Here is a 24,556-nt window from a genome sequence, read left to right on the forward strand (position 1 = left end):
GTTATCTATTCAGCCCTAGTAACCCGGCCTGCCGGCACGCTGTATAGCGACATAGCGGTGCCTGGTTGTGATCCAGCCACCTGCAGCGCGGTGTGCGTTCCAACCGCGCCATACCCTGAAGACCCCAGCGCACAGAACCTGAACGCAATCCAATACGAGCCTCAAGTCATGTCCGGGGTAGTGAGGGTTTGGTACGTTAACCGAAGCATAAATCCGTCGTCGCCGCCGGCCCCAGGGTTGGCCACACAGAGGCTTTTAGTGATGAAGTACCGATAATGCCGTCTTATGGAATGTCCTTTACCAACGACTCAGGTGTCGTAGTCATCGATTCGGAGTTTGCCAGGTTGGTCGTCCTGTACAAAGGTGACTACAGCGGGCCTATCGTCTTCCCGGCGCCGATAACCACCCAGGAACCGCCCTTGGTGTTTGTTCGCCCCAGTGCCTCGGTAACCATAAGTTACGCCAAGATAACCGGTACCGCAGGCAATTGGACGGGCTTCTCATTCTTGGGAATGGGCTCTGGAAAGTTCTTTGTGGCCTCGTTCGGCGGGGCAACTCCCACTGCGAAGTACGGGTTTAGATTATGGGATGGGCAAGGCAAGTTGCTGGTTGATAGCGGGACGCCGTGCGCGCAGTTCACCCGCACGATATCGGCATGGACCTACATTGGATCCAGCACAACACCGCAGGGTCAGACCCAGGTCAACTTTACAGCGCCATCCCCACTGGACTCCGGCGATTACATCATGATCAACAACATAGGGATGGATGTCAGTGCCGGTTCTAGCAAGGGCGCTAAGTTGTACTGCGTGTGGGACTACGCGAACAACCGGATTGTGATGTTTACGATTGGAGTCTCTAACGCTGCGACATTTTATGTGCCCGTGGTGTTCGCTAAGCCAGTGATTTAGCCGTTCACCAGACAATTCAATATCCAATAGCCGCCCTGAGCGGTTTTTTATTTCCTGGAGAAAAGTATGCCTTGGTACAGAGCCGGCACTGTTGCAGTTGCATTGAATTCCACCGCTGTTATTGGCACTGGTACATTATTTGCTGGCAACTGCCGAGTAGGAGATGCCTTCATTGGCCCCGATGGATTGCAATATGAGGTCACCGGATTATCTAGCAACACGGCCATATCAATCGCGCCGCCTTATCGAAGCTCTTCTGTTAGTGCCGGTGCATATGCGCTGATGCCAGTGCAGGGCTACGTGAAGGACTCCGCCGATCAACTTCGGCAGATCGTCAACCAATGGGGCGCCACACTGGCAGGTCTGGGCACGGTATCCACGCAAAACGTGGTTCCTGTGACCATGGGCGGTACCGGCGGTACAACCCAGGCTGCAGCCCGCTCTGGCTTAGGGCTTGGCAGCGCGGCGGTGGCCGCTATCGGGTATGACGACGGGAACGTGGCGAACGCTTATTCAGTCGGCAGAACGCGGACGAGCGTGGCTCAAAGTTGGTTGACGAACGCTGTGCATGGGCTTGATCCAAACCTTTATCCGCCTGGTTCTCCGGGTATGCCCAGCGGCGGTACAGGCTATTGGTATAAGCAGATTCTCAGGCATTCGGACGGGTCTAACCGACTCACAATCGCATGGCCTTACGGGCTGGACGGCAACACGGGCACTATCAAATTACAGTCGATTTACAACGGTGCCACAACGCCCTGGATTGAGCTGTACCACACCGGGAACACCACTCGCGCCGCTGACGGCACACTGAAGGCAATCTAATGACCACTCGCGCAGCAGTAAACATTCTCGGTGCCGACGGCGCCGTCATCGATGTCACGTCTTTGGGCGTTAGCACCATCACCACCGAGCACCCGGGCCCTGGCCAGTATCTGGTGCACGGAACGCTTGGGATGGTTCCACCACCAGAGGGCTGGGGTTTTGTTCTGAACCAGGTCGACGCGGCTTGTTCGGTAGACATCGGTTACAACGAGGGCGTGCTGGCTGTCAGCGTGGCCAAGGATGGTGAGCCCGCCGACTTGGTGCACAGCATCACTTTACATGTGGCCGTGGACTCCTTGCCCGTCCAGGTGGTGCCGGAGCTGACAGCACCTGCAGTTGATCCGATGGAATTGGCTCAGGCCGAGATCACCCGGCTGCGGGCGGTCGCTGACTATGCGATCGCGCCACTTCAGGACGCCGTGGATGTCGACGAAGCCACTGACGCAGATCTCGCGGCGCTCAAGTCCTGGAAGAAATACCGAGTAGCGCTGAGCCGGGTTATCGAGCAGCAGCAATACCCGGATGCCATTGAGTGGCCTGTCGTGCCTGCGTAACTGCAAACGATCAAAGCCGCCCGCCTTGAGCGGGTTTTTTATTGCCTGGAGAAAGCCTTGGCAAATTCGGCTCTAAAAAAGGTCAGCTTCCACTAGGTTTCAGGTCGATTTCCTCTGATGGTTTTTTCGACCTAGGGGATGGTGTGGAATTGCAGCCAGGCTGATTGGCCGGCTCTGCATCGCAGCTGATTTGGAAGCCTCCAACCCTCATGTCAGTGGTGTTGTGTCCAGGGCTGTACGACGAACAAGCGCCGAGAGTTGCAGAAACTATAAGGATCGCTAGGTATTTCATCTGGGGTCCATTCCTGTTTACTCCGATAATCCCCCGAGTATATCGAAAGTGTCCCGCCCGCCAAGTTGCGGGCTTTTTTCGCCTGGAGAAAAGTATGCCGATCACCGAGCAGCAGCTGCTGCAGATCCTCCCGAACGCCGGCCGCCAAGCCGGCGTTTTTGTTCCCGTACTGAATACAGCCATGGCCAAGTACGGAATCGTCACTCGACTGCGCATAGCGGCCTTCATCGCCCAGGTCGGGCATGAGTCGGGGCAGTTCCGCTGGCTGAAAGAGTTGTGGGGCCCTACGGCGCAGCAGGCCAGCTACGAAGGGCGCACCGACCTGGGTAATACGGTGAATGGTGATGGCTTTAAATATCGTGGCCGAGGCCTGATCCAGATCACCGGTCGGGCGAACTATGCGGCGTGCGGCGATGCGTTGAGCCTGGACCTGATCAATAAGCCGGAGCTGCTCGAGCAGCCGCAGCACGCCGCGATGTCGGCAGCGTGGTTTTGGTCCTCCCGTGGACTGAACACCTTGGCTGACCAGAGCGATTTTCTGAAGATCACCAAGCGCATCAACGGTGGCACCACCGGACTTGCCGACCGCCAGGCGCTGTACGACAAGGCGCTGAAGGTGCTGGCATGAGCGGAACAGGATTTACTAGGCTGTCGCGCGTTCTGGCCCAGGCCAAGGAGGGCGATCTCTTCTTCGAGTGCCCAGGTTGCGAAATGGTGCACGGCATCTCTACCGGAAGCGGGCCTGGCCCGCGCTGGGGTTACAACGGCAATGCCCAGGCACCGACCTTCACGCCGTCAGTGCTGGTCAGATACAACTGGTCTGACGGGCTAAGGGTTTGCCATTCATTCGTGACCGACGGACGCATTCAGTTCCTTGGCGACTGCACACATAGCTTGGCGGGCAAAACTGTTGACCTGCCTGACTGGGAGGATGAGCAATGATGACGCCTGAGCAGATCTTAGCTGCGATCGTGCTGGCAATTGCCATCGGTTTTGGGGGCGCCTGGCAAGTACAGAACTGGCGGATGGGAAAGCAGCTCGCCGAGCAGGTCAGCCTACACAAGGATGATCTGGCAGCGATCAGTAATGCCGCCGCCGCTCAAGTCCGCGCCGAGCAAGACAAGCGCTTGGCCACCGAGCAGCAGCTGGCCATCTCCGACCAACAACACACCAAGGAATTATCCGATGCCCAGCGCAACCAGGCTCTGCTGCGTGACCGTCTTGCTACTGCTGATGTGCGGCTGTCAGTCCTTCTCGACGCCACGGATTCAGCCAGTGGCTGCGACGTGCCTGCCATCCCCGGCGCCGTCGGCGTGGTTCATGCAGCCCGTCGAGCCCAAGTTGACCCAGCGCATGCGCAACGAATTATCGCCATCACCGACGATGGGGACAGCGCCGTGATCGCGCTGCGGGCATGCCAGGCATACGTCCGTGTCATAAGGGGGGGAAGGTGAGCCCTAAATGCTAAATTACTTATAGATGAGGGCCGCAGCTATCAAAGCGACGACAAGGCCAACCAATATATTTAATGATTTATCTAAAATTAATGTCATGCATTTCTTGAGGAGGCTTTTCTTGGGCAATGATGAAGCCGATTCTTCATTTTGCTTGCAGTTCACTGCCTTGAAATCATCGACATTTTTGGCTTTTACCATCACCGAGGATGTAGTCTCGCAATTTTCAAGGTCCATTTTTTTGCTATTTTCAAATTCAAACATCGCCACGATTTGCTCTCCATATCGCATAGGCCAGTAACGTAACGGCTGGCATGTCAAAGGATTCGCTATGAAATAAATTTTTTGCCCTGAGTGAGCTGCCACCGCTTCCTTTCACCGCTATTTTCGTGCCGATGAATTCAGAGTTTTCGATAGTCGCGTCTGAGTTGATCAGCTCTATTCCGACATCGAGACCAATAAATGAATTATTTGTAAAAGACCCTCCAACGCATCCTTCAGCCAGTATGGCGGTTGCCATTTTCGTGCTCCTTGGGTTGTGTGCCTAAAATAGTAGCACATCGCTATTTATCTTCCGGGGCTAGCTGAGCTTTTTTCCTATGAGTGCCCAGCTCAGATCACACTTGGAAAGCTCACCACCGTCGGTTGCGCATGATAAATCAGCGGCCGAGATCATTCCGCGACTAGCTTTCTATACTGTGCAAACATTGGTGTTGGGTTGTGCAGAAAACCATAGTTTGCGGAATATAAAATTACTTAACTTATTGAGAAGTATAATTAATATAGCGGATTGCAAATCCGCCTTGTCGTTAGCTGGCGCTGATTGGCTGTATCAAAGTTGAACCTTTGTTCCGCACATTGCCCACGGCGATGCTGACCTTGAACCACTCGAAGGCCTCGGCAGGCTCGCCCTGGTGCAGAACCATCTGCTCGGCACGCTCCTTGGACGTGGCTGGGTCCAGCCATTCCCTAGCCAGGTCCGGCGTCAGCACCACGGGCCGCCGGTCGTGGATGTCCACCATTCCGCCGGCGCTGTCGGCGGTGATGATCACGAAGCCGTCATGCTCGCCTGGGCCTTCGTCGCTGTCGGGCAGTTGGCCAATGGCGGCGCACAGCACCGGCGAGCCATCCCGCCGGCGGATCAGGTAGGGCTGTTTCTTCGGCCCGCCTTCATCCACCCACTCAAACCAGTTATCGACGGGTGTGATTGCCCGGTGCGGCCAGATCGCCCGGAAGAACGGGCCGTGGGCCACCTTCTCTACGCGGGCATTGATCGGTGCAGCACGGTCCTTGGCCCAGTGCGGTCGCCATCCCCAGCGCACCAGGTCGGCATGCAGCAGATCGCCCTGCAGGTGGAGCAGGGCGACTTGGGTTGTCGGCGCGACGTTGTACCGCTCCAGGGGCAACTCACCCACGGAGTTCGCCAGTGCATTTGGCATGCTCAGCGCTGTAACGAAGTCATGAATGCCGCTGTACTGGGAAAGTCTTCCGCACATAGTCGTCTCCGCTCGTCGGCCCCAATGAACAGCCTGGGCCAGGCCAATCTCTACACTGTAGACACTGGCCCCGGGTATTCGTCATGGCAATAAACATCGATCAGATCAACGCAATGGAGGCGTGGTTTTCCCTGCGAAACGACCCGGACTTCAACTCAGCCACACCGGAGGAGCGTTACGAGAGGCGCTTGGCGTTGGCTGACGACATGAAAGAGCGCGGCGCAATCGACAGCGGCGAGTGGCGGGAACTGACCGAAGCGGCCGTCGTCGCGTACGCAGATGAGTTGGGCTGACGCGCCCGCTTGTCAGATATCTCTTGCACCAAATTGACCGCAAGCCATCTGCGATATTAACTGTACATTCGTACAGTGTCTGTAAAAGGCTGCGTCATGAGCTTCTCAATTTTAGGTCCTATCGCCGAGGGTGGCACGAAGCTGCCCTTTTGCTCTTTTCGGGTACCCGCCGGCTTTCCATCGCCGGCGGCCGATCACATCGAGCAGCACATCTCATTGGATGAGGTCTTAAATATCAGGGCTCCGCACGTCTATCTGATCGCCATCACTGGCGAGAGCATGCAGGGCGCGGGTATTTTTGAGGGTGACTTGGCGGTCGTGGACCGATCTATTGAGCCGGCCCACGGGCACGTGGTCGTGGCGCTGCTGAACAATGACCCCATCTGCAAACGCCTGTGTAAGCGCGGGAAAGAGGTGATCCTTCTGTCGGAGAACCCGAAATACCCGGCGCGGTACATTTTGGAGGGCGACGAGCTGTCGATCTGGGGCGTAATCACCAGCACCGTGCGCAGCCATGTCTGAGTCGCCACCTGTCTTTGCGCTAATCGACTGCAACAGCTTTTATGCAAGCTGCGAGCGTGTGTTCCGCCCCGACTTGGCGAAGGTGCCCATTGTGGTGCTCAGCAACAACGACGGCTGTGTCATCGCCCGAAGTTACGACGCAAAGCCTTTCATTAAGATGGGCGAGCCGTATTTCCAGATCAAGCACAAGCTCAAGCAGCACGGCATTGTCCCATTTTCCTCAAATTACGCCCTGTACGGGGACATGAGTGAGCGGGTCATGACGCTGATCGAGAGCATAGTGCCCGCCGTCGAGATCTACAGCATTGATGAGGCCTTCGCCGACCTGACCGGTATTGGTAGCCTGGATGTCCTCGGGCGCCAGATCCGCGCACGGGTCTTTCAGTGCACTGGAATCCCGGTGGGCGTCGGAATCGCCCATACAAAGACCTTGGCCAAGCTGGCCAACCACACAGCGAAGCGCCTGCAGGCCCAGACCGGCGGCGTGGTGAATATCACCGACCCGGTAAAGCGTGACTGGGTATTGCGCAACACCGACGTTTCGGAGGTGTGGGGTGTCGGCAGAAAGATGAAACTTCACCTGGACACCATGGGCATCAAGACAGCGATGGACTTGGCCAAGGCCGACCCCTGGACGCTCCGCAAAAAATTCAGCGTGGTAATCGAGAAGACCGCCCGCGAACTGGCCGGCACCTCATGCCTGGAGCTGGACGAGCCCGACCCACCCAAGCAGGAAATCTGCTGTAGCCGGATGTTCGGAAAGCGCCTGACCGAGCTGCCGCCGATCAAGGAGGCGGTGGCTACCTACATGATGCGTGCCTCTGAAAAGCTGCGAGCCCAAAACTCGCTGTGCAAAAAGGTCCGTGTCTGCATCCGCACAGGCATGTTTAACCCCGAAGAAGCCAAGTATGCCAATGGGGTAGTGGTGGACATGCCGTACCCGACCGACGACGTGCGGCTGCTGACCAAAGCAGCCGTCGATGCGCTCGACCACATCTACCGCCCAGGATTCAAATACAGCAAGGCCGAGGTGATGTTGCTCAATCTGTGCCAGCCAGGCGAATACACAGACGATCTATTTGCGGTGTCTCAGCCAGCGGAGGCCACCCGGGTGATGACCGTGCTGGACCAGATCAACGACAGGTGGGGAAGAGGAACGCTGCGGTCGGCCAGTGTGCCGACGAACCCCGACTGGGGGATGCGCCGGGAAATGATGAGCCAGAGCTACACCACGAAGCTCGATCAGCTGTGGTCGGTTGCTTGCAAGTAGTGAAGCGCTCAGCGCCAGATCAACTTCACTCGGGCGACATGAGGACGGCCAGGGTCAGCTTTATGAACTCTTCATTCTCGTCGATGGTGTGCAGAGCGCCGCGCACGTTCTCGGCTACATCGGCGGAACCACGCTGCTCGACCCAGTTAGATAGCTCCATGATGGAGGCTTCGAGGGCCAGCTGGTTTTCGTAGAGCTTGGAGAGCAGGGAAGGGAGCAGGTCTGAGTTGGGCATCGGCGTTCCTCTGGTGGAGTGAACAGCGTAGCAGCAGGCGAACTATGCTTTACCTTCTAAGCTCCATGGCCATACGACGGACGGCTACGATGCGTGAACCACGTCTCAAAAACTAAACTAACATGTACTAACTTGAACGTTTTTACATTTAGGGTCCCTAAGCCACATCGCCGCGCCGAAAGGCCTCTATCCATTGGTTTAAAGGGTCACCTGATGATCTCTACCTTAGAGTTACGCCATATAATTGAGACGGCGTTCCTTCCCACCAGGTGCGTGTGCTCGATCAGGTATGACTCACTCAACATTCAGCTGATCGACCCTATGACTCAGCAGGAATTGTTGACGGTCGCCGGGGTTGATCCAAAAACGTTGGGATCAAGCCGCGCAATCGCCAGGCTCGTTGCGGAGATAAAAGAAGAGGTCAGACTTCGAGGGGATGCTGCGCTGGAGGAAGTTGGCCAAGCCTGAAAAGGCAGCCCGCTCTTGTTCAGAGTTTTTGGGTATGTGTTCGATCGGCAGGACGCCGGGGAGGGGTTAATTCCTTTCCGCAAAAAAATGCCGGCCCTTGAATTTGCTGGGCTGTAGAGGGTCATTTTTATCTTTGATGCGGAAAGGAATTGCTTCTATGCCTATGTATTTAAAGGATTAGTTTCCGGACTTAAAATCCCCCGCTCGTAAGGGCGTGCCGGTTCGATTCCGGCTTCGGGCACCATCTAAAACCAAGGGTTTGCGGGCGAAAGCTGATGCAAGCCCTTGTTTGTTTCCGGTCGGCAATTTTTCAACAGGTCCGCAATCCACTTCGTTTGCGAGGCTTCCTTGCCTTCTGCGTTGCAGATGCACCGCCCGGTCATCGCAACAGTACTGCGCTACCTCAACCTCAGTTCTTCGCCCGGCTCAATGGAAATTCGTACCGACGCTTCTCGATAAAGATCGAATAACGTAATCCTCCGTCGCCGCTCGGCTGAAGAATGCTGTGGGTCTTGGATTTATGGAAAGGGTGGCTGTAAAGAGAGGGAAGGTCTGAATAGGCATAGCTTTCAAAATGCAGTTCGTCGCCTACCCAATGCACCTCGTTGTACAGGAAGTGCCAGTTTTTGCTGGAAGCCATGTAAAGGTAGGCACTGCCGTTGGGACCCATGATGACTTCTACCTCTAGCTCGCCTTTGTCATTTGCCCACTTGCCCATATATCGCTCCATACCGGAGTGGGCAGGTATCCCGGGATCCGCTACAAAGTCACTGGCCTTGAAAGGGGTTTTGCGCGCAGCTTCAGCGGCGGCGTTTGGATAAAGGGCACACAGCGGTGCGACGTTACTGACTTTTACGTAGTTGAAGGTCAGGCTCGTATCCGAAACATCCATGCTCAGCGTCATGGTCTGCGGGTCGAATGCCAGGACCTTCAGGTCGAAGTTGTCTGAAGGTGATTTGAGATGGATGACCTTTCCATCGTCGGACACCTTGAAGTCGCTCACTTCTTTTTCCTGGTGCTTCCCGGGTTCAGCGCAGTTGAATGGATGCAATGTGGCTTTGGCATCAGCGCTGTATTCGACCACGTTGGCAATTCCGTTGCGCAGAGGAACCATGGCCCAGATGCCGACTACGTTATCTTGAGTCGCCACCGCGTGCGTCGAAGGCTTGGCGCCATGGTTGGCACACCCGGTCATCATCAAGGTGGCCAGGGAAATTGTCAGAACGTTGATCCGCATCGGGCTTATCCATAAGAGTGTTCGCATTGATCCATCTGTCGCGGTTGGCGGCCTTCTGGCAGGCAAGCATCATAAGGGATCGTTACGCTACGGTGCAGACCCAGAGGTGATTCTGCCGATAGGGCGCGCGGGTGAAGTGAACATCTGAAACCAGATGCATGCCTCGCTCTTGCAGGGCTTCGGTCAGTTGTACGAGTGTCTCTGCCTGGATAGTCATTGCTGTTACCTCGTCAGATTTACTGCGTTCATAATTCTTGACCGGCCGGGCAACTGGCTAATTCAAATTTTCTACAACGTTGATTGACGTGTGGTTGCTTCAGTTCTTTTGCTCCCGATCCCAGGATAAGTGCTACCTGAAAATACGCGGGCAGTGGTGCTCACGCACTCGAGGTGACCTACAGTGAAACATCGCGCCGGTATGACATGAGGAGATCCTATGTCCACTTTCAAGCTGACTTCGCGCATCTTCAGTACGCCCCGTCACACAACGCATTATCTGGAATCGGGACCTGCCGACGGGGCATTGATGATGTTCCTGCATGGCTGGCCCGAACTCGGTTTGATCTGGCGTGCACAGATGGAAGCGTTCGCTGCCCAAGGCTGGCACTGCGTCGCACCCGATATGCGCGGCTATGGCGGCTCTTCGGCGCCGGCCGCGATCAATGCGTACACGATTGAAAACATCGTGGCAGACATGACAGAGCTGCATGACCATCTCGGTGGAACGCCCGCCATCTGGGTGGGCCACGATTGGGGCAGCGTCGTGGCCGGTGAACTGGTCGCCCATGAACCTTGGCGCAGCCGCGGCGTTGTGCTGGTTTCGGTTCCGTACTTTCCTTCGACGAACGCGCTGGCGACGCTCATACCGCTGGTTGACCGAGGGATTTACCCGGTCGACCAGTATCCAGACGGCCAATGGGACTATTACCGCTACTACAACACGCATTTTGCGTCCGCCGTGGCTGATCTTGACGCGGACAAAGCAGCATCGCTGGCGTCGATTTATCAAAGAGGCGACCCTGCAAGCATCGCCAGGGTCGCCTCCAATGCCGAAGTGACCCGCAAAGGCGGGCGGTTTGGCGAAGCGCACCGGGCTCCCCCGACCCCGCCAGACCCGGCGCTCTGGCCCGAGACGGACTTCGCGGTACTGGTGCGCACGTTCGAGGAGCATGGTTTCCGCACGCCCTGCGCGTGGTATCTGAACGACGACGCCAACATCGAATATGCCCATCGCGCACCCGATGGCGGCCGCCTGTCCATGCCCGTCCTGTTTGTGAACGGTGATTACGACCCGATGAATACCATCAACGGCAATCAGTTGGGCGATCCAATGCGTGCGGCCTGCGCAGACCTCACAGTGGCGAGCCTGCCTGGCGGGCATTGGCTGCCGGTGGAGTGCAAGACCGAACTCGTTGCGGCCATAAGTCGCTGGCTGATGCTCGCGAAATTCGTGCCCCATCAGTAAGCCCGGATCACACCTTGGGATGGGTGAGTCGGGGACCGGCACGCGTGCCGGTAGTCAGCGTCGTGGCTTGTGATCAACTGCGTTTTGGCTTCTTTCTTGACCGGGTTTGCCGTGATGAGATCTCGATCCACGTCGGCGCATGATCACTGGCATGCTCTTCACCCCGTACCCATGCATCTACGCCGACGTTTTTCAGGTACGGCGCGAGTACCGGGTTGAGCAGCAGATGGTCGATGCGCAGCCCGGAATTCTTCTGCCAATGCTGACGGAAATAATCCCAAAACGTGTACACCCGCTCTTCCGGGTACAGGTGCCTCAGCGAGTCGATCCAGCCCTGGGAAAGCAGCCTTTGAAAGCACTCACGGCTTTCTGGCTGGAGGAGGGCATCCTTGAGCCATGAGCGGGTGTTGTAGATGTCCAGGTCGGTGGGCACCACGTTGTAGTCACCGGCCAGGACCACCGGATGTTCGCTGGCCTGCAGTGTTGCAGCGTGGGAGATCAGGTGCTCGAACCACGCGAGCTTGTAATCAAATTTTGGCCCGGGTTGAGGGTTGCCGTTGGGCAGGTACAGGCATCCGACAATCACGCCATGGACAGCCGCTTCCAGGTATCGAGACTGCGAGTCGTCCTTGGCTCCCGGCAGGCCCTTATGGATCAAAAGGGGTTCGGAATCCCGCGCGAGAATTGCCACTCCGTTCCAGGATGCCTGGCCATGGTGCAATGAGCCATAGCCCGCCGCCTCAAGTTCTCCAGCGGGGAACGCGTTGTCTTGCGCCTTCAGTTCCTGCAGGCAGACGATGTCCGGGCGCTCCTTTTCCAGCCACTGCAGAAGGTTGGGCAGTCGCGTCTTTATGCCGTTGACATTGAATGTCGCGATCTTGAGGTTCTGCATGGCGTCGGTCCTTCAATGTGCCGGGTGCGCCGGGTGTTCGGCCACCGTGGGGGTAGGGGGCCTACCCTTGCTCATTTGGCGATGTCCCCTATACCGGTTTAGTCGCAAAGCCTCTTTTCGACTACAGCAAGCCTGCTTTTGCTCACTGACATTACGACCGGAACCTGTTTTTGAAACGACCATTGGTGTCATTTTCCGGTTGTGCCCCCGACTGGTTCAACGCTCACTGATCCAGCACAAGCACTTCGCGGCAGACCGAGAGGGGGCAGGTTGTTCAGGCGGGCTGTCGGAACGTATGATCGCAGCGAGCGCCCTTTTCCGGGCGCTGAGACTCACCCTTTGAAGGACATGAGCATGGAAAAGCACTTCGGTAATTCAGGCCTGTTCAAGGCTGCTTCGTATCACTGCAACACGCTCCTGGGCAGCGGCATTGCTCGCTGGGAGCTGAAAAATATTGCGTTGAATACGAAGGAGTTTTTGATATGTCCAAAGAACTACTCGGAGTTTCTGCTCTAGGGTTGATGGTGGTGGGGGAGTTTTGTGCAATCTACAGCGAGGTGGTAACCGCCAGGCTTGCCCAGACAGGGCATGGTTCATGGGAGGCGTTCGTCCTTCCCGTTGTGCTGATGTGTTTTGCCGGGCTTTGCCTGTTGGGTGCGTATTGGCTGGGTTACGTGGCGGTCGGTGATATCTGGGTCGTCACCGTGGTCTCAGTCACCTCCCTGGTGCTGCTTGAGCCCGTGGTGGTCTGGGCGCTGTTCCATGAAGCACCAGGGCGTGGCGCGCTCATCGGGTTTGTCCTCGGCGCCTTGGGCATGCTTGCTACTGTACTGCTTTGACTCCGCCCTCTGGCCCGGCAATCAAACGCCGGGCCAGCTCGCCGCAACTGCTCACTGTTTCATCTTAGGGTCGCGATGTGATCATCGACTGATGACAACGCTACTGTCAGGAACTGACGCGGGCTTGAATTAAGGTGAGTTCTCTCACTCCTGTCAGGTCAAATGATGAAATTCTCGTCTGTTCGTCTCGTTACCAACCACTTTGAACGGCTCGTTCAGTTCTATCACAACCTCTCGACTGTCGAGCCAAGGCACCTGGCTGACGGGTTCGCTGAAATTCACCTCGACGGCGTCGTCCTGGCCATAGCCGATGAGCGCCTGGTCCGCCTTCACAACGATGGACTGGCAGTCGCCGCCAGCAACCGTTCGGCGATCCTGGAGTTTCAAGTGGACGATGTGGAGGCTGTCCTGCTGCGTATCGGTCGGGCTGATGTGGTGATGCCGGTGACAGTCATGCCATGGGGCAACACTTCGGTATTGCTGCGTGATCCGGATGGAAGCCTGGTCAACGTCTTTTCGAGACCTTGCCGCTGAATTGGTCCGCTGTTGTCGCCAGGTTCGGTAGGGTCGATAACGGGTTAAAGTAATCAGCTTAAGCGCCGATCAATTAACATCGATACCGGAATTGGATATTTGACATGATCACGAACGTCAGCAGTCTCGCTTCAGTACCCGCCAACCCAAGTCCGGCCAGCGTCAGCGATAGCTCCAAGACCGAAGACTCTGGAACCTTGAGTCTCAACCCGGACACGGGTGCCAAAAGTGCGCCCGCTGCAGGTGGCGGCCAGGCGGCATCCACGTCGCAGGAGTCCGACACCGTCAAGGCGCTGAAAAAGCAGATTGCGGAGTTGCAAAAGCAGCTTCAAGAGCAGCAGCAAAACATGCAAAAGGCCCAGGCCAGCAATCAAAGCGCAGACGCCAAAGCGGCCGCCGTGGCTGCCGCCCAGGCGCAGATTGCCGCAACGGCAGCTGCATTGCAGTCTGCGTCTTCGGCGTTGTTGCAGGCACTAACTTCCGACGGTGGAAGCGGTACCGGTTCCATCGTCAGTACCACCGCCTGAGAGGCAGATTTGGTTTTCCACAAGAAGCATTCGTGTACCCACGGGCCATTCTGTTCGACCTGGATAACACGCTGACGCACCGAGCCTTGATTAGCCTCACCTTGCACACCAAACGTCAACGGAACTGCGTTTATGAAATACAGCTGGATCGCACTTGTCTTACTGCTTTGTGCCTGCACGAGCGGCCCCACCCGGGAACAACTGGCAGAACAACGCTTATGGGAATACCAGTTGCTCACTCACCTCAATCACTTCAAGTCGTACCCCGAAGAAGCTCGCCTGCAAGGATTGACCGGCCTGGTCAGGGTTGAATTTGTGGTCGACGCCAAAGGCAACCTGATACGCCACAAAGTCATCAGCCATACAGGTTCGGATCTGTTCGTCAGCGCCGTGGAGCGATTCGTTCCGGCGGCGTCGCCAGTGCCTGCGCCTCCACCCTCAATGCTGCTCAAAGGCGAAATTCAAGTGGTAGCCCCGTTTGTATTCTGCCTGGAGGGCGTGGCCTGCGCCGGCTCACCGCCACGCCGGCTGTAGATGACCTGCGGATAAATTCCGGGCAAAGAAAAGCCCGCGATGGGGAGCGCGGGCTTAAAGGTTTTCACCAGGAGCTGAGGTGACCATAGGCGCCCGACTGTGAAAGGGTTGTGAAAGGGCGCCAGCGCTGCACTCAACTCAGTAGGCGCCCGCGGCCGCCTTTGCGCCGCTGACGATGGCGATCCCGGAGCTGCTACCCAGGCGCGTAGCACCGGCTTCGATCATCGCCTGGGCCGTCGCCAGATCGCGCACGCCGCCCGACGCCTTCACGCCTATCTGCGCCCCCACCACGCCGCGCATCAGGCGCACATCCGCCAATGTCGCGCCGCCATGGCCGAAACCGGTGGAGGTCTTGACGAACGCCACGTTCAGCTCGCGGCACAGGCTGCAGGCATGGGTTTTCTGCTGGTCATCGAGCAGGCCGGTCTCGAGGATGACTTTCAGCGGCACCGCGCCGCAGGCCGCCAGCACCTGGGCAATATCGTCGCGTACCTGGTCCAGCAGGCCATCCTTCAGCCAGCCGATGTTCAGCACCATGTCGATCTCGCCTGCACCGGCCTCGATCGCAAGCTTTGCCTCATAAGCCTTGGCTGCACTCAAGCCCGCACCCAGGGGGAAGCCGACGACGGCACAGACCAACGGCGCGGCGTCGCGCAGGCATTCGGCGGCCAGCGGCACGTTGGCGCTGTTGACGCACACGGACTTGAAGCCATGCTCGCGGGCCTCGGCGCACAGTTGGCGAATGCTCGCCTGGGAAGCATCGGCGGCCAGCAGGGTGTGGTCGATATAGGCTGCGAGCGGCAACGGATCAGTCGGCATGGCAAGTGTCCTGTAAGGATGAGGTGCTGGGAAAAGGCGGTTTGTGTTAAGTTGGATGCATTAAATGTGAAATAAATAACATTGTAAATGGAATTTGTGACTGTCCTGATCAAGGGCACGTATTCAACGAGGGTTGGAACGCAGTGGATTCAAAGAAAAGCGAAAGATTTCGGGCCATGCACAAGGCCTTGCAGGGCGAGTCGGCGATTCACTTGCGTGACATGGCCGCATTGCTGGGCGTATCGGAAATGACCCTGCGCCGCGACCTGGCAGACAGCCCACAGGGCCTGCGCCTGTTGGGCGGGCACGTAACCCGCAGCGGGCCGCCGGAGCCCGATTACCAGGTCGCCGAACAAGACCAGCGCCACGTCGCCGAGAAGCGTCAGATCGGCGTGCTGGCCGCCAGCCTGGTGCGCCCCGGCGACACGGTGTTTATCGATTGCGGCACCACCACGCCGTTCATTATCGAGGCGTTGCCGGATGACCTGGAGTTCACCGCGCTGTGCAATTCCCTCAACGTATTGCTCAAGCTCCAGCAAAAGCCCCACTGCACCATCATCCTCTGCGGTGGCACCTTTCATCGGCGCAACATGGTCTTCGAGAGCCATGCCGAGGCGGGCATCCTGGATGGCATCCGTGTGGCGTGGGCGTTCATTTCCGCGGCCGGCGTCAGCGCCGCCCACGGTGTGACCTGCTACAACCTCAACGAAGTGGAGGTCAAGCGCCGGGTCATGGCGCGGGCGCAGACCTGCGTGCTGGTGGCCGACCACAGCAAGTTCGACGAAGTACGTGCGGCACACTTTGCCGAGCTGTCGGACTTCCAGCGGGTGATCAGCGACCCCGGGCTCGAGGCGGCACAGCAGCAGGTGATCAGGGACAGCGGGGCGATCCTGCTGATCTGACTCAAACAGCATTGTGATTTTTATTTCATTTGTTCGGAATCTAACAAATTGGCCTTGACACTCTCGGGAGCAAGGCATAGTTTTTCAAATGTGATCGCGGTTCACATTTGTGAGCACGGCCTCCCTGAAGGCCGTGCCCGAATCCTGACAACAATAAAAATAGGAATCACCATGCTCCAGATAGCCCGTAAACCTGTTCATGTGCTGGCCCTTGCACTGGCTGTCGCGGCCTCGGCGCTGGCGCTGAACGCCCAGGCCAAGGATCTGAAGATCGGTTTCAGCCAGGTCACCCTGCAATCTCCCTTCTATGTACAACTGCGCGACGGCGCCAAGACTGCAGCGGCGAAGGGCGGCGACGAGCTGATCTTCCTCGACGCCAACGGCGATATCAGCAAGCAGAACAACGATATCCAGGACCTGCTGACCCGTAAGGTCGACATCCTCATCATCAACGCCGTGAACCCCGACGCCGTGGGCGCGGCCCTCGACGCCGCCAAACGCGCCAAGGTGCCGGTGATTGCCGTCGACCGCGCAATCAATGCCCCGGTCGCCACCACCATTGGCCGTAACAATGCCGAGATGGGCGAGCTGTCCGGCAAGGCGCTGCTCGCCGCGCTCAAGCAGCGCGGTGTGACCAAGGGCAAGATCATCGAGATCCAGGGCGACGCCGGCGGTACGGTAATGAAAGAACGCCGCAAGGGCTTCCACACCGCTTTGGCCGGCACCGACTTCAAGATCATCGACGGCCCCTACAGCGAGTACATGCGCGCCAACGCAGTCACGGCAATGCAGGATTTGCTGCAAGCGCACCCGGACCTCAAGGCGGTGATCGCGCATAACGACGACATGGCCATGGGCGCGCTGCAAGTGCTCACCGAAAGCGGCAAGAAAGACGTCCTCGTGGCCGGGATCGACGGCTTGTCCGAGGCCTTGAATGCCATCCAGAGCGGCGATCAATACGTGGCCACCGCCCTCAACGACCCACGCTACCTGGGCGAGGTCGCCATTGAGGCGGCGCGGGCCCTGGCGGCCGGCAAGTCGGTGCCGAACTTTGTCGACGCCGGCACCCAGGTGGTGACCAAGGCCAACGTGGCCGAGGTCAAGCATGACTCTACCTTCGGCGAATACCGCCCCGGCGCGCTCTGACGGATCTGCGCCGCCACGCTATGGATTTTTGCGGGCACCTCTTGCGGTAGGTGCCTGTTCGAACGCACTCGTCACTCAACAGAGGAATTCACTGTGAAAGCTGCCGTCATGTACCAACCGGGCGATATCCGGGTCGAAGATGTTCCAAAACCTGCGGTCAAGGCCGGCCACGCGCTGGTTCGGGTCGCCGCCTGCGGCGTGTGCGGCTCGGATATCCCGCGCATGCTGAGCAAGGGCGCCCATGTGATGCCGCTGATTTGCGGCCATGAATTCGCAGGCTTTATCGAAGAGATCGGCAGCGGTGTCGAAGGCTATGCCATCGGCGAACTGGTGACAGTGCCGCCGATGATCCCGGACGTTAGCAGCGACCAATATGCCCGAGGCTTTCCGTCCCGCTCGGAGCGCTACGATTACTTCGGCAGCCGCCGCGACGGCGCATATGCCGAGTACGTCAATGTGCCGCTGAGCAACCTGATCAAGGTGCCCCAAGGCATGGACCCGATTGCCGCGTCCCTGGTGGACCCGGCGGCGATTGCCCTGCATGCGATCTGGAAAGCCGACTTCAAGGCCGGGCAGAGCGGGGCAGTGGTAGGTTGCGGGCCGATCGGCCTGTTTGCGATCCAGTGGCTGCGGATCATGGGGGCCAAGGACATCGTCGCCATCGACATCGCCGAAGAGAAACTCGCCATGGCCCGCGAAGCCGGCGCCACCCACACCCTGCTCAGCGGCGCGGCGGATGCCGAGTTGCCCCGTTGCCAACTGGTGATTGAAGCGGCAGGCCATCCCAGCTCGATCAACCAGGCCGTGCAACTGACCAAGGCTGGCGGGCATGTGGTGTTTATCGGCATTCCCACCAGTGACGTGGCCCTCAGCACTGCGACGTTCTCGCACTTCCTGCGCCAGGAAATCTCCCTGCACGGCGCCTGGAACTCGTTCTCGGCACCGTTCCCGGGCGATGAGTGGACGGCCTCCATCGACAAGCTGGCTTCCGGTGAATTGCAGTGGCAGTTCATGATTACCCACGACTTGCCGCTGGATGAATTGCCGGCGATGTTCAAGCGCTATGCCGATCGCAGCGAAGTCGCGGCCAAGGTGATTTTCCGTCCCTGAGCCACGCCGTCAGCTGTGTGTCGCCAAGCCCGACGGCGCTGTGCGTTGCCGGGCTTAAAACAAAAAGCGTTGTTACAAGACGCAGGAGAACTACCGATGACCTTGTTGTTGGGACTGGATTTCGGAACAGGTGGGGTGCGGGCCGGTTTGTATGACCTGCACAGCCACAAACTGGTACACGTCGCCGAGGCGCCGTATGCCACGCAATACCCGCAGTTGGGTTGGGCCGAGCAGGCGCCGGCGGACTGGTGGTCGGCGCTGGGCAAGGCCTGCCGGCAGTTGATGGCCCAGGCCGGGCACCCGCAGGTGGCGGCGGTGTGCGTCGCCACCACAGCCTCCACCGTGGTGGTTGCCCAGGCGGACGGCCAACCCCTGGCCCCGGCGTTGTTATGGATGGATTGCCGCGCCGCTGCCGAGTCGTCGCGCACCGCCCACGTCAGCCACCCGATGATGAACCAGGGCGGTGACGCGGTGGAATGGCTGGTGCCCAAGGCCATGTGGCTGGCCGAGCACGAGCCTCAGGTTTACCAGCGCGCCGAGCGTATTTGCGAGGCCGTGGACTGGATCAACTTTCAGTTGACCGGGCGCTGGGTCGCCTCCCAATTGAATGCCAGTTGCAAGTGGAATTACGACACCTTGCAGCAGCGTTTTCCGGTGGAATTGTACGCCGAACTGGGCGTGCCTGAACTGGCGCAAAAACTCCCTCAGGAAGTGATCAAGGTTGGTGGCCGGATCGGCCCATTGAGCGCCGATGCCGCCAATCATCTGGGCCTGAGCCGCGACACGCTGGTGGCCCAGGGCGGAATCGACGCCCACATGGCAATGCTCAGTGCCGGCACCACTGGCGCCGGCGAGCTGTTGTTTATCGGTGGTACCTCGGTGGTGCAACTGATGCACACCCCGCAACGCATCGACGTACCGGGCATCTGGGGCCCGTACCCCGGCGCCTTGCTCGACGGCCAATGGTTGATGGAAGGCGGGCAAGTCTCCGCCGGTTCGATCCTCAACTGGCTGGCGCAAAAGATGTTCGGCCTCGACGATGCCGGGCACCAGCGCCTGATCCGCCAGGCCGCAGAACTGCAGCCCGGCTCCACCGGCTTGCTGGTGCTCGATTACTGGATGGGCAACCGTACACCGTACCGCTCACCGGACATGCGCGGCGCGATCATGGGCCTGTCGCTGAACCATGACCGGCATGACCTGTACCGCGCCTCGGTGGAAGCGATTGCCCTGGGCTCGGCGAACATCTTTCACACCTGGCGCTCCGAGGGCATCGAGATCACCCGGGTGGTCGCCGCCGGTGGTTTCCAGAAGAACCCGTTATGGTTGCAGGCCACGGTGGATGCCACCGGTGTGCCGTTCGAAATGGTGCCCCACGACAACCTCACCCTGATCGGCACCGCCGCCGCTGCCGCCTGCGCCCTCGGCGAGTTCGGCACCTTGCAGGAAGCCGCTACCGACTTCACCACCATCGGCCGGCTGATCGAGCCCGACCCTTACGCCCACGAGCAATACATCGAGCTGTTGGGCCGCTATCGCGCCGCCACCGACAGCGTCGCGCCCATCAGTTGCAAGCCACCGGCGAACCGCACGCTCGGCGTAAGGCCGGCAGCATGAGCGCCCATCCTGAAGAAACGTTTGCCACGCGGTTGTCGGCCGATTCCCAGCGTGATGACTTGATGGTCCAGGTGGCCAAGCTGTATTACGACCTGGAAAAGACCCAAAGCGATATCTCCCGGGAGACCGGCCTGACCCGCTGGCAAGTCAGCCGCTTGCTGCGCGAGGCGCGGGATTGCGGGGTGGTGCGCATCGATATCGTCGCCCGCTCGGCGCGCTTGCCGCAGCTGGAAGTAGCCTTGCAACGGCGTTTCGGCCTGCGTGAAGCATTGGTGCTGGATGTGGAAGATGCCGACACCGCGCTGAACGTGGTGACCCAGGCCGCCGCCCGTTACCTGTGCAACTTGCAGCCGATGCCGGCGCTGATCGGCGTGTCGTGGGGCCGCACCCTGACCAAAATGGCCCAGTGGCTGGTGCCGCGCTGGAACGAGGGGGTCAACGTGGTGCTGCTGAACGGCGCGATCAATACCCGTTCGATGGGCGAGTCCAGCCATAACGTCGCCGAGCGCTTCGCCCAGGCTGCCCGTGGCCAGGCCACGTTGCTGCCGGTGCCGGCGATTCTCGGGCATGCGCATACCCGCGAAGCGCTGGAGCAGGACCCGGTGATCGCCCAGGTATTGCGCCTCGGGCAACAGGCGCCGGTGGCGTGTTTCAGCCTGGGGGAGTTGTCTGATCATTCGGTGTTGATGGAGTCGGGTTACATCGACCGGCCATTGCTCGAAGAGCTGGAACGCCTGGGCGCCGTCGGCGACATCATGGGCCGCTTTATCGGCATGGACGGTGAACCGGTGATGCCCGAACTCGACGCCCGCACCCTGGGCCTGCCGTTGGCCGCCTTGCGCGACAAGGCCTGGTCCATTGCCGTGTGCGTCGGCGCGCAGAAGCACCGCATCGTCCACGCCAGCGTCAAGGCCGGCTATGTCAATGTGCTGGCCACCGACGCGGCCACCGCCCGCTATTTGCTGGAGCAGGATCATGAGTGAGTTGGCCCTGGATATCCGTCATGTCAGCAAGCGTTTTCCGCCCAATGTGGTGGCGCTGACCGATGCCTCCCTTGACGTTCGGCCCGGTGAGGTGCATTGCCTGCTGGGTGCCAATGGCGCGGGCAAAAGTACCCTGTTGAAAATCGTCGCCGGCGCCCATCGCCCGGATGGCGGCGAGATGTCGGTGGCGGGCCGGCGGGTGGAACTGAAGAACCCGCAACAGGCGCGCCAGGCCGGGATCGCGATGATCTATCAGGAGCTCGACCTGATCCCGCAGATGACCGTCGAAGAGAACCTGATGCTCGGCTATGCGCCCCAGCGCTTCGGGATTATTTCCCGGGGCAAGCGCAGTGCGTTGGCCAAGGCCGCACTGTTGCGGGTCGGGGCCAACTTCTCGAGTTCCGACCGGGTGGGCAGCCTGTCGATTGCCAACCAGCAATTGGCGGCCATCGCCCGGGCACTGACCTGTGAGGCCCGGCTGGTGGTGATGGATGAGCCTTCGGCGGCGCTGAACGAGACCGAACTCAAGCGGGTGTTCCAGGTGATTCGCGAGATCACTGCGGCGGGTGTGGCGGTGCTGTATGTCAGCCACCGCTTGAATGAAATTCGCGAGATCGGTGACCGGGTCACGGTGCTGCGTGCCGGGCGAACCCTGCAAACCCACGAGCTGGCGCAGATCGACGACCAGGCGCTGATCGCCGCCGTGGTCGGCGAGCACCGCGACCTGCTGGAACGCAGCCCGCGTCAGGCGCCGCGGGACAACCTGGCGCTGAATATTCGCCGGCTGCAAGGCGAGCAGGGCCTGGACGTGCAGGGGCTGGAAGTGCGTCAGGGCGAAATTATCGGGCTTGCCGGGCTTAACGGGGCAGGGCGCAGCACGTTGCTCAAAGCCTTGTTTGGCGTGGGGCGCAACGACAGCGATGTTGAACTGTTTGGCCAGCCTTATCAGCCGCAAACCTCGCGCCAGGCGATCCGCCAGGGCGTCGGGTTGGTGCCGGAAAACCGCAAGACCGAAGGCCTGCTGCTGGATGCGCCGATCTACCGCAATGCCTGCCTGGTGCACACCCGGCACTTGAACTGGTTTTCCCATCGCCAGGCCAAGGACCGCGCCGGCCCGGTGCTGCAGCGCTTGCAGACCAAGCTCGACAACCTTGAGCAACCGGTACGCCAGCTCTCCGGCGGCAATCAACAGAAGGTGGTCATGGCCAAGTGGGTGATCGACGGCGCGCGCCTGTTGCTGCTGGACGAGCCCAGTCGTGGCCTGGATGTCGGCGCCAAGGCCGACCTCTATGCCCTGGCCCGCAGCCTGGCGCAGGAAGGGGCGGCGGTGCTGGTCGCCAGCAGCGAGCTGGACGAGTTGTACGTCAATTGCGACCGCATCTGGGTGATGCATGAGGGGCGCAACGCGCTGTGTTTCGACCCCTTGACTGCCAGTCGCGACCAGATCGACCAGGCCATCCTTATCGGTAGAACGAGTGTAGAACCATGACTATTGCAAGCAACCCAAGCCCGGTTTTCGATAAGCCCGTGACCCTCACCAGCCGCCGTCGCAGTGCGGTGCTGGAGTGGGTGATGCGCTACAACTTTGTGTTCATTTTCCTGTTTGCGGTGGTGGTGGCGACGTTCCTGTCGGACGACTTCCTGACCTTCGGCAACATCGCCAACCTGTTCCAGCAGGGGGCGATTGTCGGGATCATCGCCATCGGCATGACCTTCGTTATCCTCACGGCCAATATCGACCTGTCGGTGGGCAGCCTGTGTGCCTTCGGCGGGATCCTGGTGGCGGTGCTCCTGCAGCAGCAGGTCAGCGGCTGGCTGGCGGTGCCGGCCACGTTGCTGGTGGGACTGGCCATCGGCACCTTGATGGGCAGCCTCACGGTGTTTGGCAAGGTGCCGAGTTTTATCATCACCCTGGCCGGGCTGGTGTCGCTGCGCGGGGCCACCTTCCTGGCATCCGACGGTGCGCCGATTGGCGGATTGCCGGCCAGCTTCACCTCGTTCGGCTCGGCCATGATCGACATCTGGCCCAGCGCTGGCATTGCGTTTCCGGTGCTGGGGCTGATCTTTATCCTGATCACCGTCATCGCCTGGCTGGTGCTGCGCTACACGGTGTTTGGCGAGTATGTGCTGGCCACCGGCGGCAACCTGGAGGCTGCGCGGCTGTCCGGCGTGCCGGTGCGGGCGGTGACGATTGCGGTGTTCGCCATCTGCGGCGGCCTGGCAGCATTCGCCGGCTTGTTGATGACCTCACGCCTGCACGTCGGCCAACCGACCGCTGCCCAGGGCCTGGAACTGGATGCAATTGCCGCCGTGGTGCTGGGTGGCACCAGCCTGTTCGGCGGGCGCGGCAGCGTGGTAGGCACGGCGGTGGCGGTGATGCTGCTGCAGGTGTTGCGCAATATCTTCAACCTGCTGGGGCTGGGCTCGTTCTACCAGATGGCGATCACCGGGGTGATCATCGTGCTGGCGATTTTGCTCAACCGCTTGATCGACCATTACGCCGGGCGCACCTGAGGACACCGTGATGAATGCACCGCTACCCGCGCCGATCAAGGCCGTGATCTTCGACATGGACGGCCTGCTGCTCGACACCGAAGGCATCTACACCGAAGTCACCCAACTGATTGCCGACCGCTACGGCCGCACCTTTGACTGGAGCATGAAGCAGAACACCATCGGCCTGGGGGCTTATGAACTGGCCAGCTATATCGTGCAGGCCGTGGGCTTGCCGATGAGCCCCGAGACGTTCTTGCAGGAACGCACACCATTGATGAATGCGCGGTTCCCCCAGGCGGCGGCCATGGCCGGGGCCCAGGCGCTGGTGCGGCATTTGTCGGCCCACGGTGTGCCGATTGCGGTGGGTACCAGTTCGTCGCGGCACTATTTCGAACTGAAAACCACCTTGCACCGCGACTGGTTCTGCTTGTTCGATGCCATCGTCACCGCCGATGACCCTCAGGTAGGCGCTGCCAAGCCGGCGCCGGATATCTTCCTGGTGGCCGCCCAGCGACTGGGAGTGACGCCCGCTGAATGCCTGGTGTTCGAGGATTCGCCATTCGGTATCACTGCGGCCAAGGCGGCCGGCATGTACGCCGTGGCCATCCCGGACCCGGCGATGCCGCAGGAGAAGTTCCTGCATGCGGATGGAAGACTGCTGAGCCTGGAGGCGTTTGACCTCGCGCGATGGGGGTTGCCAGCCTACCGCTGACTCGACGTCCGGTAGGCTGCCTCGTCGTCAGCGGGTGTATGGTAGACCGGGCAAACACCTGGATTATCTCTGGAGAGAGAGGTGACTATGAGCACTCCCATGCTGAACAAGCTGCATCTCAACGGTTATGACATCGTGCAGGTCAACAGCGGCCCGTGGCGCGTCTGTACCAAGGCTGATCGCCTGGCATCCTTCGGTTCCCGTGAACAGGCGCTGGCGTATGCCGCGGCGCTACCGGGTTACAAGGCACGGTCGAGGCCGGTCGCCAATGATGCATGAGCCCTCAACAGCCTCGGTCAATCCGGGGCTTTTTATTGGCACCCAATTGAGCAATACATGACCGGTGGCGAGGGAGCTTGCTCCCGCTGGAGTGCGAAGCGCTCCCAGGATTTTGGGGCCGCTACGCAACCCAACGGGAGCAAG

Annotated in this window: 33 protein-coding genes; 25 read left to right on the top strand and 8 right to left on the bottom strand. The window is 59.6% G+C overall.

The genetic code is table 11. From position 1 onward, the window contains the following. Positions 1–290 precede the first annotated feature (290 nt). From HX818_RS10970 to HX818_RS10990, 6 genes are all read left to right on the top strand, one after another. Positions 291–911: a hypothetical protein gene (locus HX818_RS10970; RefSeq protein ID WP_256346309.1), complete on the top strand. Its 621-nt coding sequence runs from the start codon at positions 291–293 to the stop codon at positions 909–911. Between the two features lie 66 nt (positions 912–977). Then, a complete protein-coding gene (locus HX818_RS10975; RefSeq protein ID WP_177020071.1) occupies positions 978–1,736 on the top strand; it encodes a hypothetical protein in 759 nt (252 codons plus the stop codon). Continuing rightward, positions 1,736–2,290 carry a tail fiber assembly protein gene (locus HX818_RS10980; protein WP_177020072.1) on the top strand — a complete coding sequence of 185 codons (555 nt, stop codon included), beginning with the start codon at positions 1,736–1,738 and terminating at the stop codon, positions 2,288–2,290. The genes HX818_RS10975 and HX818_RS10980 overlap by 1 nt, the downstream gene beginning before the upstream one ends. A 386-nt stretch (positions 2,291–2,676) precedes the next feature. After that, positions 2,677–3,210, top strand: a complete 534-nt coding sequence (locus HX818_RS10985) for a glycoside hydrolase family 19 protein (protein WP_177020073.1) — start codon at positions 2,677–2,679, stop codon at positions 3,208–3,210. Then, the gene (locus HX818_RS31200) at positions 3,207–3,524 is read left to right on the top strand and encodes a DUF6527 family protein (RefSeq protein ID WP_177031313.1); all 318 of its coding nucleotides are present in this window, start codon (positions 3,207–3,209) and stop codon (positions 3,522–3,524) included. The genes HX818_RS10985 and HX818_RS31200 overlap by 4 nt, the downstream gene beginning before the upstream one ends. Continuing rightward, a complete protein-coding gene (locus tag HX818_RS10990; RefSeq protein ID WP_177020128.1) occupies positions 3,524–4,036 on the top strand; it encodes a lysis system i-spanin subunit Rz in 513 nt (170 codons plus the stop codon). The genes HX818_RS31200 and HX818_RS10990 overlap by 1 nt, the downstream gene beginning before the upstream one ends. Before the next feature lie 15 nt (positions 4,037–4,051). Here HX818_RS10990 and HX818_RS10995 read toward each other — a convergent pair whose 3' ends face one another. From HX818_RS10995 to HX818_RS11005, 3 genes are all read right to left on the bottom strand, one after another. Then, entirely contained in the window at positions 4,052–4,306 is a 255-nt protein-coding gene (locus HX818_RS10995; protein ID WP_177020074.1) for a hypothetical protein, read from the bottom strand. Then, entirely contained in the window at positions 4,293–4,556 is a 264-nt protein-coding gene (locus tag HX818_RS11000; protein ID WP_177020075.1) for a hypothetical protein, read from the bottom strand. The genes HX818_RS10995 and HX818_RS11000 overlap by 14 nt, the downstream gene beginning before the upstream one ends. 289 nt (positions 4,557–4,845) lie before the next feature. Next, positions 4,846–5,532, bottom strand: coding sequence for an SOS response-associated peptidase family protein (locus HX818_RS11005; RefSeq protein ID WP_177020076.1), 687 nt, complete (start codon positions 5,530–5,532; stop codon positions 4,846–4,848). An 83-nt stretch (positions 5,533–5,615) separates the two neighbouring features. On the opposite strand from HX818_RS11005, the gene HX818_RS11010 reads away from it, so the two are divergent. From HX818_RS11010 to umuC, 3 genes are all read left to right on the top strand, one after another. Next, a complete protein-coding gene (locus HX818_RS11010; protein ID WP_102368982.1) occupies positions 5,616–5,825 on the top strand; it encodes a hypothetical protein in 210 nt (69 codons plus the stop codon). Positions 5,826–5,921: 96 nt separating this feature from the next. Continuing rightward, entirely contained in the window at positions 5,922–6,347 is a 426-nt protein-coding gene (locus HX818_RS11015; RefSeq protein ID WP_102368983.1) for a LexA family transcriptional regulator, read from the top strand. Beyond that, positions 6,340–7,617: a translesion error-prone DNA polymerase V subunit UmuC gene (umuC, locus tag HX818_RS11020; RefSeq protein ID WP_177020077.1), complete on the top strand. Its 1,278-nt coding sequence runs from the start codon at positions 6,340–6,342 to the stop codon at positions 7,615–7,617. Before HX818_RS11015 ends, umuC begins: the two co-directional genes overlap by 8 nt. A gap of 25 nt (positions 7,618–7,642) precedes the next feature. On the opposite strand, the gene HX818_RS11025 is transcribed toward umuC, so the two are convergent. Beyond that, positions 7,643–7,852, bottom strand: a complete 210-nt coding sequence (locus tag HX818_RS11025) for a hypothetical protein (protein ID WP_177020078.1) — start codon at positions 7,850–7,852, stop codon at positions 7,643–7,645. A gap of 213 nt (positions 7,853–8,065) precedes the next feature. Between HX818_RS11025 and HX818_RS11030 the strand changes: the two genes are divergently transcribed. Next, positions 8,066–8,320 carry a DUF1652 domain-containing protein gene (locus HX818_RS11030; RefSeq protein ID WP_102368986.1) on the top strand — a complete coding sequence of 85 codons (255 nt, stop codon included), beginning with the start codon at positions 8,066–8,068 and terminating at the stop codon, positions 8,318–8,320. 409 nt (positions 8,321–8,729) lie between these two features. Here the strand turns inward: HX818_RS11030 and HX818_RS11035 are convergent, their stop codons facing one another. Next, positions 8,730–9,557, bottom strand: a complete 828-nt coding sequence (locus HX818_RS11035; RefSeq protein ID WP_177020079.1) for a hypothetical protein — start codon at positions 9,555–9,557, stop codon at positions 8,730–8,732. An 82-nt stretch (positions 9,558–9,639) separates the two neighbouring features. Next, on the bottom strand, positions 9,640–9,774 hold the full coding sequence (locus HX818_RS31205; RefSeq protein ID WP_023658805.1) for a hypothetical protein: 135 nt from the start codon (positions 9,772–9,774) through the stop codon (positions 9,640–9,642). A 219-nt stretch (positions 9,775–9,993) separates the two neighbouring features. Between HX818_RS31205 and HX818_RS11040 the strand changes: the two genes are divergently transcribed. Then, positions 9,994–11,022 carry an alpha/beta fold hydrolase gene (locus tag HX818_RS11040; protein ID WP_177020080.1) on the top strand — a complete coding sequence of 343 codons (1,029 nt, stop codon included), beginning with the start codon at positions 9,994–9,996 and terminating at the stop codon, positions 11,020–11,022. Positions 11,023–11,095: 73 nt separating this feature from the next. Here HX818_RS11040 and xth read toward each other — a convergent pair whose 3' ends face one another. Continuing rightward, positions 11,096–11,914: an exodeoxyribonuclease III gene (xth, locus tag HX818_RS11045; protein WP_102368989.1), complete on the bottom strand. Its 819-nt coding sequence runs from the start codon at positions 11,912–11,914 to the stop codon at positions 11,096–11,098. Between the two features lie 354 nt (positions 11,915–12,268). Here xth and HX818_RS11050 point away from each other — a divergent pair, with 354 nt between their 5' ends. The 5 genes from HX818_RS11050 (at position 12,269) to HX818_RS11070 (ending at position 14,348) form a co-directional block, all read left to right on the top strand. Further along, on the top strand, positions 12,269–12,430 hold the full coding sequence (locus HX818_RS11050) for a hypothetical protein (protein ID WP_166742167.1): 162 nt from the start codon (positions 12,269–12,271) through the stop codon (positions 12,428–12,430). After that, positions 12,397–12,753 carry a hypothetical protein gene (locus HX818_RS11055; protein ID WP_250884657.1) on the top strand — a complete coding sequence of 119 codons (357 nt, stop codon included), beginning with the start codon at positions 12,397–12,399 and terminating at the stop codon, positions 12,751–12,753. The genes HX818_RS11050 and HX818_RS11055 overlap by 34 nt, the downstream gene beginning before the upstream one ends. 165 nt (positions 12,754–12,918) lie before the next feature. Further along, complete coding sequence (locus tag HX818_RS11060) at positions 12,919–13,287, top strand: VOC family protein (RefSeq protein ID WP_008435061.1); 369 nt, start codon at positions 12,919–12,921, stop codon at positions 13,285–13,287. A gap of 104 nt (positions 13,288–13,391) precedes the next feature. Then, the gene (locus HX818_RS11065; protein ID WP_003207738.1) at positions 13,392–13,814 is read left to right on the top strand and encodes a hypothetical protein; all 423 of its coding nucleotides are present in this window, start codon (positions 13,392–13,394) and stop codon (positions 13,812–13,814) included. A 132-nt stretch (positions 13,815–13,946) separates the two neighbouring features. Further along, positions 13,947–14,348 (top strand): TonB family protein, encoded by a 402-nt coding sequence (locus HX818_RS11070; protein WP_003207740.1) that lies wholly within the window; start codon positions 13,947–13,949, stop codon positions 14,346–14,348. A gap of 138 nt (positions 14,349–14,486) precedes the next feature. Here HX818_RS11070 and deoC read toward each other — a convergent pair whose 3' ends face one another. Then, a complete protein-coding gene (deoC, locus tag HX818_RS11075; RefSeq protein ID WP_003207741.1) occupies positions 14,487–15,167 on the bottom strand; it encodes a deoxyribose-phosphate aldolase in 681 nt (226 codons plus the stop codon). A 143-nt stretch (positions 15,168–15,310) separates the two neighbouring features. On the opposite strand from deoC, the gene deoR reads away from it, so the two are divergent. The 9 genes from deoR (at position 15,311) to HX818_RS11120 (ending at position 24,412) form a co-directional block, all read left to right on the top strand. After that, positions 15,311–16,069, top strand: coding sequence for a DNA-binding transcriptional repressor DeoR (gene deoR / locus HX818_RS11080; RefSeq protein ID WP_008435058.1), 759 nt, complete (start codon positions 15,311–15,313; stop codon positions 16,067–16,069). A gap of 171 nt (positions 16,070–16,240) precedes the next feature. Next, positions 16,241–17,215 (top strand): substrate-binding domain-containing protein, encoded by a 975-nt coding sequence (locus tag HX818_RS11085; protein WP_177020081.1) that lies wholly within the window; start codon positions 16,241–16,243, stop codon positions 17,213–17,215. A 93-nt stretch (positions 17,216–17,308) separates the two neighbouring features. Further along, positions 17,309–18,325: a galactitol-1-phosphate 5-dehydrogenase gene (locus tag HX818_RS11090; protein ID WP_023658808.1), complete on the top strand. Its 1,017-nt coding sequence runs from the start codon at positions 17,309–17,311 to the stop codon at positions 18,323–18,325. 96 nt (positions 18,326–18,421) lie between these two features. Then, positions 18,422–19,942, top strand: a complete 1,521-nt coding sequence (locus tag HX818_RS11095) for a ribulokinase (RefSeq protein WP_177020082.1) — start codon at positions 18,422–18,424, stop codon at positions 19,940–19,942. Then, positions 19,939–20,925: a sugar-binding transcriptional regulator gene (locus HX818_RS11100; protein WP_003207750.1), complete on the top strand. Its 987-nt coding sequence runs from the start codon at positions 19,939–19,941 to the stop codon at positions 20,923–20,925. The genes HX818_RS11095 and HX818_RS11100 overlap by 4 nt, the downstream gene beginning before the upstream one ends. Further along, on the top strand, positions 20,918–22,414 hold the full coding sequence (locus tag HX818_RS11105; protein ID WP_177020083.1) for a sugar ABC transporter ATP-binding protein: 1,497 nt from the start codon (positions 20,918–20,920) through the stop codon (positions 22,412–22,414). The genes HX818_RS11100 and HX818_RS11105 overlap by 8 nt, the downstream gene beginning before the upstream one ends. Beyond that, the gene (locus tag HX818_RS11110) at positions 22,411–23,439 is read left to right on the top strand and encodes an ABC transporter permease (protein WP_003207754.1); all 1,029 of its coding nucleotides are present in this window, start codon (positions 22,411–22,413) and stop codon (positions 23,437–23,439) included. Before HX818_RS11105 ends, HX818_RS11110 begins: the two co-directional genes overlap by 4 nt. A 10-nt stretch (positions 23,440–23,449) precedes the next feature. Next, a complete protein-coding gene (locus tag HX818_RS11115; RefSeq protein ID WP_008435051.1) occupies positions 23,450–24,133 on the top strand; it encodes an HAD-IA family hydrolase in 684 nt (227 codons plus the stop codon). A gap of 87 nt (positions 24,134–24,220) precedes the next feature. Further along, entirely contained in the window at positions 24,221–24,412 is a 192-nt protein-coding gene (locus HX818_RS11120) for a hypothetical protein (RefSeq protein WP_023658809.1), read from the top strand. The last annotated feature ends 144 nt before the right edge of the window (positions 24,413–24,556 follow it).

The sequence above is a fragment of the Pseudomonas sp. F9001 genome (genome assembly GCF_013385435.1).
Taxonomy (GTDB): Bacteria; Pseudomonadota; Gammaproteobacteria; order Pseudomonadales; family Pseudomonadaceae; genus Aquipseudomonas.